At 56.7% G+C, this 14,546-nt stretch carries 14 protein-coding genes; 4 read left to right on the top strand and 10 right to left on the bottom strand.

The window, feature by feature from the left end; translation table 11 throughout:
• Positions 1–450: a transcriptional regulator NrdR gene (gene nrdR / locus KGP22_RS04810; RefSeq protein WP_008503337.1), complete on the bottom strand. Its 450-nt coding sequence runs from the start codon at positions 448–450 to the stop codon at positions 1–3.
• Between the two features lie 152 nt (positions 451–602).
• On the opposite strand from nrdR, the gene KGP22_RS04805 reads away from it, so the two are divergent.
• Together KGP22_RS04805 and KGP22_RS04800 are read left to right on the top strand one after the other, a co-directional pair.
• Positions 603–1,142, top strand: coding sequence for a DUF3251 domain-containing protein (locus tag KGP22_RS04805; RefSeq protein WP_223581434.1), 540 nt, complete (start codon positions 603–605; stop codon positions 1,140–1,142).
• A gap of 270 nt (positions 1,143–1,412) precedes the next feature.
• Positions 1,413–2,291 (top strand): nucleoside-specific channel-forming protein Tsx, encoded by an 879-nt coding sequence (locus KGP22_RS04800; protein ID WP_223581432.1) that lies wholly within the window; start codon positions 1,413–1,415, stop codon positions 2,289–2,291.
• An 88-nt stretch (positions 2,292–2,379) separates the two neighbouring features.
• Here the strand turns inward: KGP22_RS04800 and KGP22_RS04795 are convergent, their stop codons facing one another.
• The 7 genes from KGP22_RS04795 to queA all read right to left on the bottom strand — a co-directional run bounded on the left by KGP22_RS04795 (position 2,380) and on the right by queA (position 9,047).
• A complete protein-coding gene (locus KGP22_RS04795; protein ID WP_223581430.1) occupies positions 2,380–3,060 on the bottom strand; it encodes a YafY family protein in 681 nt (226 codons plus the stop codon).
• A 14-nt stretch (positions 3,061–3,074) separates the two neighbouring features.
• Positions 3,075–3,440: a VOC family protein gene (locus KGP22_RS04790; RefSeq protein ID WP_223581428.1), complete on the bottom strand. Its 366-nt coding sequence runs from the start codon at positions 3,438–3,440 to the stop codon at positions 3,075–3,077.
• Positions 3,441–3,583: 143 nt separating this feature from the next.
• The gene (secF, locus tag KGP22_RS04785; protein WP_008503342.1) at positions 3,584–4,555 is read right to left on the bottom strand and encodes a protein translocase subunit SecF; all 972 of its coding nucleotides are present in this window, start codon (positions 4,553–4,555) and stop codon (positions 3,584–3,586) included.
• Positions 4,556–4,565: 10 nt separating this feature from the next.
• Complete coding sequence (gene secD, locus KGP22_RS04780) at positions 4,566–6,413, bottom strand: protein translocase subunit SecD (protein WP_111963428.1); 1,848 nt, start codon at positions 6,411–6,413, stop codon at positions 4,566–4,568.
• A gap of 27 nt (positions 6,414–6,440) precedes the next feature.
• Positions 6,441–6,773 (bottom strand): preprotein translocase subunit YajC, encoded by a 333-nt coding sequence (gene yajC, locus KGP22_RS04775; RefSeq protein ID WP_003859109.1) that lies wholly within the window; start codon positions 6,771–6,773, stop codon positions 6,441–6,443.
• 22 nt (positions 6,774–6,795) lie between these two features.
• On the bottom strand, positions 6,796–7,923 hold the full coding sequence (gene tgt / locus KGP22_RS04770; RefSeq protein ID WP_003859110.1) for a tRNA guanosine(34) transglycosylase Tgt: 1,128 nt from the start codon (positions 7,921–7,923) through the stop codon (positions 6,796–6,798).
• 53 nt (positions 7,924–7,976) lie between these two features.
• Positions 7,977–9,047 (bottom strand): tRNA preQ1(34) S-adenosylmethionine ribosyltransferase-isomerase QueA, encoded by a 1,071-nt coding sequence (gene queA / locus KGP22_RS04765; RefSeq protein WP_045328322.1) that lies wholly within the window; start codon positions 9,045–9,047, stop codon positions 7,977–7,979.
• 92 nt (positions 9,048–9,139) lie between these two features.
• On the opposite strand from queA, the gene acpH reads away from it, so the two are divergent.
• Both acpH and KGP22_RS04755 read left to right on the top strand, forming a co-directional pair.
• The gene (acpH, locus tag KGP22_RS04760) at positions 9,140–9,721 is read left to right on the top strand and encodes an ACP phosphodiesterase (protein WP_223581426.1); all 582 of its coding nucleotides are present in this window, start codon (positions 9,140–9,142) and stop codon (positions 9,719–9,721) included.
• Between the two features lie 127 nt (positions 9,722–9,848).
• Positions 9,849–10,451 carry a peroxiredoxin gene (locus KGP22_RS04755; protein WP_008503347.1) on the top strand — a complete coding sequence of 201 codons (603 nt, stop codon included), beginning with the start codon at positions 9,849–9,851 and terminating at the stop codon, positions 10,449–10,451.
• A gap of 43 nt (positions 10,452–10,494) precedes the next feature.
• Here the strand turns inward: KGP22_RS04755 and KGP22_RS04750 are convergent, their stop codons facing one another.
• Entirely contained in the window at positions 10,495–11,880 is a 1,386-nt protein-coding gene (locus KGP22_RS04750) for a DUF3999 domain-containing protein (protein ID WP_223581424.1), read from the bottom strand.
• Positions 11,877–14,492 carry a DUF2339 domain-containing protein gene (locus KGP22_RS04745; protein ID WP_223581422.1) on the bottom strand — a complete coding sequence of 872 codons (2,616 nt, stop codon included), beginning with the start codon at positions 14,490–14,492 and terminating at the stop codon, positions 11,877–11,879. The genes KGP22_RS04750 and KGP22_RS04745 overlap by 4 nt, the downstream gene beginning before the upstream one ends.
• Positions 14,493–14,546 lie beyond the last annotated feature (54 nt).

Here is a 14,546-nt window from a genome sequence, read left to right as displayed (position 1 = left end):
TTAATCCTGTAAGCGGGCGATCTCTTCGCCAAACTCTTTGATATCTTCGAAGCTGCGGTAGACCGAGGCGAAGCGGATATAGGCGACCTTATCGAGCTTTTTCAACTGCTCCATCACCAGGTTGCCGATCATTTTGCTTGGCACTTCACGCTCACCCAAACCACGAAGGTAAGATTTTATGTGGTTTAACGCCATCTCCACGTCGTCCGCACTAACGGGACGTTTTTCGAGGGCCTTCAGCATCCCGCTGCGCAGTTTCTCTTCGTTAAACGGCTCGCGCACGTCGTTACTTTTTACCACGCGCGGCATTACCAGCTCTGCAACCTCAAAGGTTGTGAAACGCTCGTTGCACACCAGACACTGCCGACGACGGCGTACGGATGACCCTTCGCCCACAAGACGAGAGTCGATGACTTTGGTATCCACAGCGGAGCAGAATGGGCAATGCATACGGTATCCCTGTTATCTGGTTAACTAATTTTCATTTTACCCTGATCTGGCCTGACAACAAAGGAAGAGCTTTTTGAGACAAAGGATCTATATCTCACATGATGATGCTGGCTAACATTAAGGCGATCCGTTATTTCAAGGAAATAAACGCAATGACAAGACGTTACCTGAAAATCTTGCTGGTGGGGAGCCTCTTCACCCTTAGCGCCTGTGCACAGCAAACCGAAGTCCGTCAGTTGAAACAGAGCGTCAATACGCTCAATACGGCGATGGACAAGCTGAACAAAGAAACGGTGAAAATCACCCAGCAAAACGCGCTGAATGCCAAATCCAGCAGCGGGGTTTATCTGCTGCCGGGCGCGAATACGCCTGCGCGTCTCAATAGTCAGATCGGCACGCTAAAAATGTCTCTGGTGAATGTAGCGGCGAACGCAGATGGTACTCACGCAACATTACGCATCCAGGGAGAGTCCAACGATCCGCTTCCGGCCTTCAGCGGCACCGTCGAGTGGGGCCAGATCCAGGGCACAACGGAGAATTACCAGGAGGTGAACGTGAAGAATCAGCTCTTCACCGCCCCGGCAAGTGTTTTAGCACCAAGCGATGTGGATATTCCGCTTCAGTTAAGCGGCGTTACGCCGGAACAGTTAGGCTTTATCCGCATTCACGACATTCAACCCGCCGCGCACTAATCCCCTCCTTTTTAGCGGAGCGAAATGTCACTCCGCTAACATTTACATTTCGTATGGATTGGCAACATAAATGATTGCCGCTACAATCCCGGCCGTTTAAAGTACGCAAACGTGAACGCAATCGATTACGCGTGTGAGAGATATGTGAAACAACACATATTTTTGTGAGCAGGGATTCCTATAATAGGCACCGCAGAAACACGAAATATTTAGAAACGCAATTCGCGCATTTTTCACTCCCGAAAGGGAATTTCAATCAGTGGCATGATTATGAAAAAAACATTACTCGCAGCTGGCGCCGTGCTGGCACTTTCTTCCTCTTTCACTGTTAACGCAGCGGAAAACGATAAACCACAATACCTCTCCGACTGGTGGCACCAGAGCGTTAACGTCGTCGGCAGCTACCACACCCGTTTCGGACCACAGATCCGCAACGATACCTACCTGGAGTACGAAGCATTCGCCAAGAAAGACTGGTTTGATTTCTACGGCTACATGGATGCACCGGTCTTCTTCGGCGGTAACTCTCAGGCTAAAGGTATCTGGAACCACGGCTCCCCTCTGTTCATGGAAATCGAACCACGCTTCTCCATCGACAAGCTGACCGGCACCGACCTCAGCTTCGGTCCGTTCAAAGAGTGGTACTTCGCGAACAACTATATCTACGACATGGGCCGCAACGAGTCCGGTCGTCAGAGCACCTGGTATATGGGTCTGGGTACGGACATCGACACCGGCCTGCCAATGAGCCTGTCCCTGAACGTTTACGCGAAATACCAGTGGCAGAACTACGGTGCAGAAAACCAGAATGAGTGGGATGGCTACCGTTTCAAAGTGAAATACTTTGTACCAATCACTCAGCTGTGGGGCGGTAACCTGAGCTACATCGGCTTCACCAACTTCGACTGGGGTTCAGAACTGGGAGATAAGAGCGGTTACGCAGAGAACGGTATTAAACAGCGTACTAACGACTCCATCGCCTCCAGCCACATCCTGGCGCTGAACTACGATCACTGGCACTACTCTGTAGTGGCGCGTTACTGGCACAACGGCGGTCAGTGGAACGACGACGCCGACCTGAATTGGATGAAAGAAAACGTCCGTTCTACCGGTTGGGGTGGTTACCTGGTTGTAGGTTACAACTTCTAATCAGTGTGGGTTTCGCCCGGTGGCGCTACGCTTACCGGGCCTGCGACCCAAATGTAGGCCGGGTAAGGCGTAGCCGCCACCCGGCTTTTTACTGCTTCACCTTCCGCAAAAAATCCGCCAGAGACCTGTCCGCGCTCTCGCTAAACCGCCTTTCCGTAGCCACAATATTGAGGCATCGGTCGAGCCGGAAACAGCGATAGTCATCGCGCCGTTCACACCACGCAGCCAGCAGCCAGCGCTCTCCCCAGAAGAATAGCCCCAGCGGCTGAACCTCACGTTTAGACAGCTGTCCGGCTTCATCACGGTAATGCAGCGCCAGCACGAGCTGGGCGGAAATCGCCTGATGAATCATGTCAAAATCGCTGCGGGAGTGGCTTTGCATGCAAAAATCCGGGGCGTAGATCCGCGTCTGCTCCGCCTTTCGGCGGCTCTCCTCGGGCAGGATAGCCAGCACCTTCTCCTGAGCCGACTCCAGCTCGCGCGACAGCGATTCCCCACCCCAGGTTTTGAGCAGGCGAATCGCGACGATCAACGCCTCGGACTCCTTATTTGTCAGCATCAGCGGCGGCAGGTCAAAGCCCGACATCAGCCGATATCCACTCCCCGCCTCACCTTCCACCGGCACGCCGGAAAGCGACAGGTCGCGGATATCGCGATATACCGTACGCTCGGAGACGCCAAGCCGGTCCGCGAGATGCGCTGCCGTTGTCAGACGCCTGCCCCGCAGGATCTGCACAATCTGAAACAAACGGTCAGCGCGTCGGGTCATAACTTTGTCCGCTCTCAGGCAGGTTGATGGAGCCCGACGCGGTTGCCCTCGCTGTCGGTAAACAAGGCGATAGTGCCAATGCCATGCGGCAGTTCCAGCGGGCCAAACACGCACTCGCCGCCCGCAGAGGCGATGCGATCGAGCGTGGCCGCCAGATTGTCAGTATGCAGGTAAATAATAGCGCCCTGCAAAGACGGTGTAACGCCGTCAAATTTTGCCAGTGCGCCTCCGGTACCCGGATCCTCATGCGGGAAAACGGCCAGCTCCGCACAGTCCATTTTCTCGCAACGCAGCGCAAGCTGCATCACGGGCTCATAAAATTTGATGGCGCGATCCATATCCGAGACCGGAATTTCAAACCAGTTAATGACGCTTTTCATACATCCTCCTGCCTGTTGTTTGGGTTCAGACGGAGTCTACGACAGGGCTCCTGACAGCATACTGTCAGGAGTGTTTGTCAGGAGCAGATAAAAAAAAATCCCGGTCAACCGACCGGGATTTCGATAACGCGCTAAACGTCGCCTTACGGCAGAATGGACGGCTGATCCGCCCCTTCTTTCTCGACTTTCTGCTGGAGCAGGTGCTCGCGCTTCATGCCGAGTTTCAGTGCCAGGGCGGACGCAACGTAGATAGACGACGCCGTACCGATGGTGACACCAATCAGCATGGTCAGCGAGAAGCCTTCCAGTACCGGACCACCGAAGAGGAACAGCATCAGGATCACCATCAGGGTAGTACCGGAGGTGATCAAGGTACGGTGCAGCGTCTGGGTCAACGACACGTTAAAGATTTCGTACGGCGTACCGCGACGGATCTTACGGAAGTTTTCACGAATACGGTCAGATACCACGATACTGTCGTTCAGCGAGTAACCGATAACGGACATCAGTGATGCCACGATCGTCAGGTCAATCTCAATGTGGAACAGCGACAGTATGCCCATGGTGATCACCACGTCGTGCGCCAGGGCGATAACCACACCGGCCGCCAGTCGCCACTCAAAGCGGAAACCGACGTACACCAGGATGGAGATCAGCGCCACCAGCAGCGCCATCGCGCCGGTCTGCGCCAGGTCAGCACCCACGCTTGGGCCGACGAACTCAATACGCTTAACCGCCGCGTTCTGGCTGGTTGTTTCGTTAATCACGCTAACAACCTTGCTGCCCAGCTCCTGGCTGCCGTTGGCATCGTGCACCGGCGGCATACGTACCATGATGTCGCGGCTGCTGCCGAAGTTCTGCAGCAGCGGCTCTTCAAAGCCCGCTTTCTGCAGCGATTCGCGCATCTGGTCCATATCGACCGGTTTTTCCAGGGAGATTTCAATTACCGTACCACCGGTAAAATCGAGCCCCCAGTTAAAGCCCTTCACGCCCATAATGACGATGGACAGAATCAGCAGGAAACCTGAAATGCCGAAGGCCCAGTAGTCCCAGCGCATAAAGTCCCAGACTTTACGGCCGTGGTTCAATTGTTCAACAGTATATTCCTGTGCCACAACGCACTCCTCAGATAGACAGCTTTTTGACGCGCTTGCCGCCGTACAGCAGGTTCACGATGGCACGGGTGCCGACAATAGCGGTAAACATTGACGTTGCGACACCGATACCGGTTGTAATCGCAAAGCCTTTGATAGCGCCGGTACCCACTGCATACAGGATAAGAACCTTGATCAGTGTTGTTACGTTCGCATCGAAGATAGAGCTGAACGCGCCTTTATAACCTTCGTCAATCGCCTGCTGAACAGAACGACCGTTGCTCAACTCTTCTTTGATACGTTCGTTAATCAGTACGTTGGCGTCGACCGCCACCGCAAGGGTCAGAACGATACCCGCAATACCCGGCATGGTCAGCGTCGCCCCCGGCAGCAGGGACATGATGCCGATAATCAGCACCAGGTTCGCAATCAGCGCGGACGTCGCAATCAGACCAAACTTCTTATAGAAGAAGATCATGAACAGAATAGAGACCACCAGACCGGCCAGACACGCTTCCAGGCCCTGCTGGATGTTTTGCATACCCAGAGTTGGACCAATGGTACGTTCTTCAACAATCTGAATTGGCGCAATCAGCGCACCGGCACGCAACAGCAGGGAGAGCTGACGCGCTTCGTTCGGGTTGTTGATGCCGGTAATACGGAAGCTGTTACCCAGACGAGACTGGATATTGGCGATGTTAATCACCTCTTCCTCTTTCACCAGCACAGCACGACCGTTTGCATCTTTCTTACCGCTGTCTTTGTACTCCACGAACAGGGTTGCCATCGGTTTACCGATGTTGTCCTTGGTGAAGTTAGACATGATGTTACCACCCGCGCTATCGAGCGAGATGTTAACCTGCGGCTGGTTGTATTCGTCCTGGCTCGACGTGGAGTCGGTGATGTGATCACCGGTCAGAATCACGCGTTTGTACAGCACAACCGGCTGACCTTCGCGGGTCTGTTTCACTTCGGAGTCACCCGGAATACGGCCAGAAGCGGCAGCAGACTGGTCAACGTTGGTATTCACCAGACGGAATTCCAGGGTTGCGGTCGCACCCAGAATCTCTTTCGCACGCGCGGTGTCCTGAATACCCGGCAGTTCAACCACGATACGGTCAGCACCCTGACGCTGTACCAGCGGCTCGGCCACACCCAGTTGGTTTACACGGTTACGCAGAATGTTGATGTTCTGCTGAACGGCATATTCACGCGCTTCTTTCAGACGCGCATCGGTCATCACCGCGCGCAGCTGGTTGCTGCCCTGAGAGGTGATTACCAGGTCACGGTGACGTTGGGTCAGGTAATCTACAGCCTGATCGCGCGCCGCACTGTCGCGGAACGTGATGCTCATGCCGTAGTTATCTTCTTTACGCACGGTGGTGTAAGCGATGCCTTTATCACGCAGATCGCTGCGCAGGCTGTCGATATTCTGTTCCTGCAGCTTGCCGAGCGCGGTATCCATATCCACTTCCATCAGGAAGTGAACGCCGCCACGCAGGTCAAGACCGAGTTTCATTGGCTCTGCTTTCATCGCAGCCAGCCAACGCGGGGTTGCAGGGGCAAGGTTAAGCGCCACGACGTATTTGTCACCCAGCACGCCCATCAGCGCTTCGCGAGCGCGGAGCTGCGTGTCGGTGGTGTCGAAGCGAGCAAGAATTGCGCCCTCTTCCAGAGCCACAGACTTAGCGGTAATTTTTTCTTCTTGTAACGTTTTCTGGACCTGGATCAGCGTTTGCTCACTGGCGGCGACACCGCGCGCGCCAGTGATTTGAACAGCCGGATCCTCACCATACAGGTTGGGAAGCGCGTACAGCAGGCCGACGAGAATCACGACGACCAGCATGATGTACTTCCACAAAGGATAACGGTTTAACACGGCAGTTCCCTTTGGGAAAAGTTGGGATTACAGCGCCTTCATGGTGCCTTTCGGCAGAACGGCAGCTACGAAGTCACGTTTGATGACCACTTCAGTGGTGTCGTTCAGGGCGATAGCAATGTAGCCATTTTCAGCAACTTTGGTTACGCGACCGACCAGACCACCGTTAGTCAGCACTTCATCGCCTTTCGCAATGGAGTTCATCAGGTTTTTGTGCTCTTTGGTGCGCTTCTGCTGTGGACGCAGGATCATGAAGTAGAAGATCAGACCGAACACAACCAGCATCAGAATCAGAGACATCGGGCTGCCCTGCGCTGGAGCACCTGTTGCCGCTACCGCATCAGAAATAAAAAAGCTCATTCAAATTCCCTCATTATTAAAATTAATCAACGTTCAACGGTGGAACATCCCGCCCCTGACGTTGGTAGAAATCGGTCACGAAGCTCTCTAATTTACCCTCTTCGATAGCCTTACGTAAACCAGCCATTAAGCGCTGATAATAACGAAGATTATGAATGGTATTGAGACGCGCGCCCAAAATCTCGTTGCAACGATCGAGATGATGCAGATACGCGCGAGAATAATTGCGACAGGTATAGCAATCGCACTCAGAATCGAGCGGGCTGGTGTCACTCTTATGCTTCGCGTTACGGATTTTCACCACGCCATCGGTAACGAACAAATGGCCGTTACGCGCGTTGCGGGTTGGCATGACGCAGTCGAACATATCAATGCCGCGGCGTACGCCTTCAACCAGATCTTCCGGTTTCCCCACGCCCATCAGGTATCGTGGTTTATCCGCCGGGATTTGCGGGCAGACATGCTCCAGAATGCGGTGCATGTCTTCCTTCGGCTCACCCACAGCCAAACCGCCGACAGCGTAGCCATCAAAACCTATCTCTACCAGACCTTTAACCGAGATATCGCGTAAATCTTCGTAAACGCTACCCTGGATAATGCCGAACAGCGCATTTTTGTTCTGCAGGGAGTCAAAGCGGTCACGGCTGCGCTTCGCCCAGCGCAGAGACATCTCCATTGAACGCTTGGCGTAATCCCAGTCGGCCGGGTATGGCGTACATTCGTCGAAGATCATCACGATATCAGATCCGAGATCGTACTGAATCTCCATCGATTTTTCCGGATCGAGGAAAATCGGATCGCCGTTGATCGGATTACGGAAGTGAACGCCCTGCTCGGTGATCTTACGGATATCGCCCAGGCTGAAGACCTGGAAGCCGCCGGAATCGGTCAGGATTGGGCCTTTCCACTGCATGAAATCGTGCAGGTCGCCGTGGAGCTTCATAATCTCCTGACCCGGACGCAGCCACAGGTGGAAGGTGTTGCCGAGGATAATCTGTGCGCCCGTGGCTTCAACTTCTTCCGGCGTCATCCCTTTTACGGTGCCGTAGGTGCCCACAGGCATAAACGCGGGGGTTTCCACCACGCCGCGATCAAACACCAGGCGACCGCGACGCGCGCGACCGTCGGTGGTATCGAGTTCAAATTTCATTTTTTCTCCGACGTCAGAAAAACAGTCCAACGTTGTAAAACGGTGCCGCGGACTTATTCCCCGACACGCTCATTCAAAGCCAGCGGATTGTACGTGATAAACATCGCGTCCCCGTAGCTAAAAAAGCGATATTTTTGTTCTACCGCAGACTTGTAGGCCGCCATAGTGTGCTGATAACCGGCAAACGCGGAAACCAGCATAATCAGCGTCGATTCAGGCAGATGGAAGTTGGTCACCAGCGCGTCAATTACTTTGTACTGATAGCCCGGGTAGATAAAGATCTGCGTATCGCCAAAGAACGGCTCGATAAGACCGTTCTTCGCTGCCTGCGCGGCGCTCTCGAGTGAGCGCACGGACGTCGTACCAACCGCCACGACGCGGCTGCCGCGCGCTTTCGCCGCCAGCACCGCGTCCACTACGTCCTGCGGCACTTCGGCATACTCAGAGTGCATGATGTGGTCTTCAATGCTGTCCACGCGCACCGGCTGGAAGGTTCCCGCACCCACGTGGAGCGTCACGAACGCCATCTCCACGCCTTTCGCGCGCAGTTTCTCCAGCAGCGGCTCATCAAAATGCAGGCCCGCGGTCGGCGCAGCGACGGCGCCAGGCTTCTGGCTGTAGACGGTCTGGTACAGCTCGCGGTCAGCCTCTTCGTCCGGACGCTCAATATACGGCGGCAGCGGCATGTGGCCGATGGCGTTCAGGATATCGAGCACCGTGCGTTCGTCGTTGAACTCCACCTCGAACAGCGCGTCGTGGCGCGCGGTCATGGTCGCTTTGATGCTCTCATCATCGCCCAGCAGCAGCTCCGCGCCCGGCTTTGGCGCCTTAGATGCGCGAATATGTGCCAGAATACGTTTATCATCGAGCATACGTTCGACCAGCACTTCAATCTTGCCGCCGCTGGCTTTGCGGCCGAACAGGCGCGCCGGGATCACGCGGGTATTGTTAAAGACCAGCAGATCACCAGGGTTGAGCTTGTCGAGCAAATCGGTGAAAGTACCGTGCGTCAGCTCGCCCGTTGGCCCATCCAGTGACAGTAAGCGACAGCTGCTGCGCTCAGGCATGGGATAATGAGCAATCAGGGATTCAGGTAGTTCAAATGAGAAATCGGCGACGCGCATGACGTATACTCGTGACTTAAAAACAGGCGGCATAGTCTAGTGCTCACACCCTTTTGCTGCAACAACTAGCCGCCCCCGGACAAATAAAACGCATGAATTTTCTCGCTCACCTGCATCTCGCACACCTCTCTGACAGCTCCCTTTCCGGCAATTTGCTGGCCGATTTCGTTCGCGGCAACCCCGCGGAGGACTACTCCCCTGAGGTTGTCGACGGGATTTTTATGCACCGCCGCATCGACGTGCTGACGGATAAGCTGCCGGAAGTGACGGAAGCCAAAGCGTGGTTCCGCCCTGAAACGCGCCGCGTTGCGCCGATCACGCTTGACGTGATGTGGGATCACTTTCTGTCGCGCCACTGGGAACAGCTGTCGCCGGAGATGCCCTTGCCGGCGTTTGTGCGCTATGCCCACCAGCAGGTGTCGATCATTCTGCCCGACTCGCCGCCGCGCTTTGTGAATCTGAATAACTATCTGTGGTCAGAACGCTGGCTGGAGCGTTATCGCGAGATGGACTTCATTCAGAACGTGTTGAATGGGATGGCGAGCCGTCGCCCGCGCCTGGATGCGCTGCGGGATTCCTGGTATGACCTGGATGAACATTACGATGCGCTTGAAACGCGTTTCTGGCAGTTTTATCCGCGCATGATGGTGCAGGCGAAAAACAAACAGCTGTAACAGAATTCACATTGATAGGTAAAAGCTGGCGGAACGATTGTCACCACCTCTTTGTCTTATCCATGCACACTCTCTATACTGGCTCGCGTTGCGTTCCAAATAACCTTAGTATCTACAGGAGAATCATATGGTTCTGGTAACTCGTCCGGCTCCGGATTTTACAGCTGCAGCAGTTCTGGGCAACGGTGAAATCGTTGAAAACTTCAACTTCAAACAGCACACCAACGGTAAAGCGACCGTTCTGTTCTTCTGGCCAATGGACTTCACTTTCGTTTGCCCGTCTGAGCTGATCGCATTCGATAAACGTTATGAAGAATTCCAGAAGCGTGGCGTGGAAGTTGTTGGCGTCTCCTTCGACTCTGAGTTTGTACACAACGCATGGCGTAACACCCCTGTCGACAAAGGCGGCATCGGTGCGGTGAAATACGCAATGGTTGCGGACATCAAACGCGAAATCCAGCAGGCTTACGGTATCGAACATCCGGACGCTGGCGTTGCGCTGCGCGGTTCCTTCCTGATCGACGCGAACGGCATCGTTCGCCACCAGGTTGTGAACGATCTGCCGCTGGGTCGTAACATCGACGAAATGCTGCGCATGGTTGACGCGCTGCAGTTCCACGAAGAGCACGGCGAAGTGTGCCCGGCTCAGTGGGAAAAAGGTAAAGAAGGTATGGCTGCTTCCCCAGACGGCGTAGCTAAATACCTGTCTGAGAACGTATCCAGCCTGTAATCGGCACGGTTTACGAAAAAGGCCCGCTTAAGCGGGCCTTTTTTTATGCCTTACGCTGCGTCTCTCGCCAGATGCGCCAGGCCATGCCCGCCAGCAGGATCACGCCCGCAATCAGTACGCCCCATACCAGCAGGGCGTTCAGCCAGCTCGCCCGCTCACCTGCAGAGGTGGCGTTCAGCCGCCCCTCGCCGCCCAACGCGACATCATCCACAATATCGGCCTGCGGCAGGTTCGCCATATCATAGGTCTTGCGCAGGTCGGCTGGGATCAGCATGTCAGGCTCCACGCTGGCAGGCTTTGCGGCACCGTTGCCCCATGCGAGAACGTACGGCGCTTTCCCCTGCGCGTTGAACACAAGATCATAGCGGTCGCGATGCCCCGTAACGCTCGGCAGGTATTCTGGCAGACGCGCATTCAGCGTCGTGATTTTCACTGCCTGCACCAGGCCCCCGCTAAGCGAAACCGGTCCGGACGTTTTCCCCTCCAGACGGTAAATCACCTCTTTCTTCAGGGGATGCCATGCCTCTTTTTCCGTACTGCGCCACGCGATCTCCACGGGAAGAACGCCATCGCCGTTCAGCGAGATGCTGACAGCACTCAGCGGCTGCGGGCGCGCCCAGCGCCACTGAGCTTCACTTGTCGATAGCTGCTCACCTTCCCCTTCAAGACTAATCTCTTCCGGGGCCGCCTGGGCAGGTGCGCTGATTGCGTTTACGCCGGTCAACGTTACCCCCTGGCTCTGCGTATTCAGCACCACCATGAGATAGCGATTCGCATCGGGAGATAAAACCGTATCGGTATCGAGCCGATCGAGCTTAAGACGATCCTGACCGCTGACGACGTCCAGCAGCGGCATATCCTCGCGCAGGGTATACCACCGCTTGAGATCCTCGCTGTAATAGACCGACGCCGTCCCCTGCCACGGCGTCTCATGGGTATTCCAGAGGAGCTGCAGCTGGGATATAGCCAGCTCACCCGTCGTCTGCTCCGGCAGGGTCAGCAGGTAATGTTGCCCGGCCGCGGCGGCTTTTTGCCCCTCCAGCACAATCTCAATGCCGTTTCGGGAACGGAGCCGGATCTTATCGCTGTCACCGGCGTCTGAGGCAGCCGCGATCGGCGAGGCGTCAAGCGGAAAGAGGCGCAGCGCCGTGGATTGCGCTGTCGCCTGCGGGCGCGTCGCGGCGATCAGGCTAAAGGGAACCGGCTCACCCGACTGGTTAAAGACGCGGACATCGTGCAGATCCGGCGACGTGCTTTGCTCATAGACGGCAAGCGGCAGCATTACCCGATACCACCGGGAAGGAACGGACGTGTCAATTGAACGACCAAAGGCATAGTCACGGGGCGATTCCGTTGGTACTTCGTCGCAGAACGCCGGGCCGGAAAGCGCCAATAGCACGGTACACGCAACCGCTTTCATCCATTTCATTTTTCATCTCCTGTTTTTGGCGGTAGCGGCGAGAAATAGCCCACTATCAGTACCAGTATCGCCACGCCGATAAACGCCACCGCGCGCGACAGACCGCCTCCGCCCGCGCTGTCCACCAGCATCAGTTTCACCATCACCACACCCAGCAGCGCGGCACCGCAAAGCCACTCCTGCCGGGAAGCCCTGCGGGTGGCATGGATCATGACCACCAGCGCGCTCAACATCCAGAACAGGGCAAAGCTTGTCTGGATCAGCCGCGAATCCCACAGCGATGCCATATTCCAGGCCACGTCGCCGTACCAGGCCAGGGCGCGCATCAGCACACCGTTTAGCCACCAGAAGCCAAACGCCATAATCGCGACGGCAGGCCACGGGCGCGCTTGCGCAAGCCATGACGGGTAGTAGCGATCCCCCCCCCGATAAAAGACCACCAGCCCCAGCAACGCGAACGCAGCACCTTCCTCGAGCGGGTTCACCAGCGGCAGCCAGGTCTGACGATAGGCCACGCCGTCCTGGAAATTGGTCACCACCAGCAATACCAGCAGCGCCACGACGACAGGGATCGGTGCCAGACACGCATAGAGCGCAGGCCACTCCCGGAACGGCCACACGCGACGCCGTACGGCTGCAGAAAGTGCCATAATAATCCCGCCACCTGCGGCCATCGCTAATCCGCTTCCCCAGGCCGCCATTCCCCACGGCAGAGACCGGGCAAACCAGTAAAGCTCCGCGGCCAGCGCCAGCAAAATCATCAAGAACAGCGACAAATGCAGCCCCATCGCGATACGCGGCAGGAGTCTTTCACCATCGCGCCGCAACAGCATTAGCGCGGCAGGAAGCGCAACGCACCAGGCCAGATTTGACCAGCCGGCGGTAACGATCTGCTGATGCCAGAGCTGATAACCCACCATCAGCAGCATAACCGGCCACAGCAGCCATTTGCTGGCGTCCAGCTCCCGCCACGTCAGGCTAGCAGCCACCTGCCGCCAGCCCCAGACCGACGCCGCCGTCAGCGTCAGCACGCCCGCCAGAATCGGTAATTCCTTCGTCAGTACCAGCTGCGACGCGCCCAGCTGCGCCACTATCCAGAACAGCAGCCCGCCTGCCAGCAGCGCCCAGCTGACCGGCAGGAAGAGAGTCCGCCACAGCCAGGCCGCAGCCAGCCAGCAAAGGCTGAGGATGGCGAAGATGAGGAACAGGCTCAGCGCCGTAACGCCGTCCGTTTGTGCCCACAGCGCGCTGCCGAGCGCCAGCAGCAGCAGCGCCGTCCCGCTATAGCTCATGCGACGCTGATGCTGCTGCACGCCCAGCCAGAGAATCCCCAGCCCCTCCAGCGCCCAGGCCATCGCCGTCCAGCGAGCCGACAGCGCCAGCGGAATGGCGAGCGTGGCGAACCCGCCGCCGATCGCCAGCGCCGCCATGACCAGCGGTCGTCCGAGGGAGGGGTAGCGACGCAGCGCGAGGAACGCGAGGGTAAGATAAAAAGCACCATATCCGAGGGCACTCAGCGCCGGGCCATAGTCCCAGTGCTGCGTCATGCCGTACTGCATTCCAAAACCAACCAGCGGCGGGGCAAACAGCAGCACGCCGTCGATAATCTGCTTCCCTTTCTCCTGCGCCCGCAGCGACAGCGCCACGCTCAGCACGCCGAATATCAGCGTATTGGCAATCAGGAACAGCTGGCAGATCCAATAGTCTTCAGGCTGGTAGTCATTCAGCCCCCACAGGCCGCCCACGCCGAACGTAAACAGCAGCCCGAGCAGGTTCAGCTCGCGCCAGTGCTGCCAGATGCTGATCGCGAGAATGCCGATGGACAGCAGAAGATAGAAAGAGAAAAGTGCGACAAAGCTGCCGCCCCCGGTAGATAAGAGCAGCGGCGCGAGATATCCGCCAAGGCTCGCCAGCATGGCAAGACTCAGCGCCTTCTGCAGCACCGCCAGCCCGACGCTCGCCGCGCAAATCACCACCAGCAGCGTAAAGGCCAGCGTCATCGGCAACATTTGCCAGAGCCGGAATGCACCAAACACCGTCAGGTAGAGCACGCCGGTCGCCCCGCCCTGGAGGATCAGCGCATAGACGCGCTGCCTGTGCCGCACCCGCCACCCAATCGCCAGCAGAACAACGGCAAACAGCGCCGTTGCCACGAGGCGCAGCTCAAGCGGGAACAGGGAATGTTCGACGGTATAGCGCAGCAGAAAAGAGAGGCCGAGGAAGAGCAGCAGAATGCCAAGCTTCGCCAGCGGATTGCCCTGCATGAACCAGCGCGCAAGCGACGTCAGGATGCCGCCAAAGGCTGAAGGCTGTTTTGCCGCTGGCGCAGGCGCCAGAGCGGGTTCTGCCACGGCAGCGGAAATATCGGGGCGCCAGGGGTCAACAGCCGCGGGAGCTTCCTCCACTATCGGCGCGGTAACAGCCTCCGGCGCGGCGGTCTGCACCGGTTCCGGCGCGTTCTCAGACACGCCGCGCTGCTCAAGCGCCTCAATGCGCTGGCGCAGCAGAGCTATCTCCTGCCGCGCTGCCGTACTTCGATTAAACCCGATAACCGCAAGCACGGGCGCAACCAGCAGCGCAAAAACCAGGAATAAACAGCCAAGGATGTAAAGCTCGTCCATGTTTCCACCTTCACCGTAAACGATCTGTTAAGATTGACACAAATCGTTGCATTT

This window comes from Enterobacter sp. JBIWA005 (assembly GCF_019968805.1).
Classification (GTDB): domain Bacteria; phylum Pseudomonadota; class Gammaproteobacteria; order Enterobacterales; family Enterobacteriaceae; genus Enterobacter; species Enterobacter vonholyi.
Note: the sequence above shows the minus strand (reverse complement) of the source record. Positions and strands in the feature narration are given on the sequence as shown.

Bases quoted from the DNA above. Each gene is read 5' to 3' on its own strand.
- nrdR (WP_008503337.1), bottom strand. From the start codon at position 450: ATGCATTGCCCATTCTGCTCCGCTGTGGATACCAAAGTCATCGACTCT.
- KGP22_RS04805 (WP_223581434.1), top strand. From the start codon at position 603: ATGACAAGACGTTACCTGAAAATCTTGCTGGTGGGGAGCCTCTTCACC.
- KGP22_RS04800 (WP_223581432.1), top strand. From the start codon at position 1,413: ATGAAAAAAACATTACTCGCAGCTGGCGCCGTGCTGGCACTTTCTTCC.
- KGP22_RS04795 (WP_223581430.1), bottom strand. From the start codon at position 3,060: ATGACCCGACGCGCTGACCGTTTGTTTCAGATTGTGCAGATCCTGCGG.
- KGP22_RS04790 (WP_223581428.1), bottom strand. From the start codon at position 3,440: ATGAAAAGCGTCATTAACTGGTTTGAAATTCCGGTCTCGGATATGGAT.
- yajC (WP_003859109.1), bottom strand. From the start codon at position 6,773: ATGAGCTTTTTTATTTCTGATGCGGTAGCGGCAACAGGTGCTCCAGCG.
- tgt (WP_003859110.1), bottom strand. From the start codon at position 7,923: ATGAAATTTGAACTCGATACCACCGACGGTCGCGCGCGTCGCGGTCGC.
- queA (WP_045328322.1), bottom strand. From the start codon at position 9,047: ATGCGCGTCGCCGATTTCTCATTTGAACTACCTGAATCCCTGATTGCT.
- acpH (WP_223581426.1), top strand. From the start codon at position 9,140: ATGAATTTTCTCGCTCACCTGCATCTCGCACACCTCTCTGACAGCTCC.
- KGP22_RS04755 (WP_008503347.1), top strand. From the start codon at position 9,849: ATGGTTCTGGTAACTCGTCCGGCTCCGGATTTTACAGCTGCAGCAGTT.
- KGP22_RS04750 (WP_223581424.1), bottom strand. From the start codon at position 11,880: ATGAAATGGATGAAAGCGGTTGCGTGTACCGTGCTATTGGCGCTTTCC.
- KGP22_RS04745 (WP_223581422.1), bottom strand. From the start codon at position 14,492: ATGGACGAGCTTTACATCCTTGGCTGTTTATTCCTGGTTTTTGCGCTG.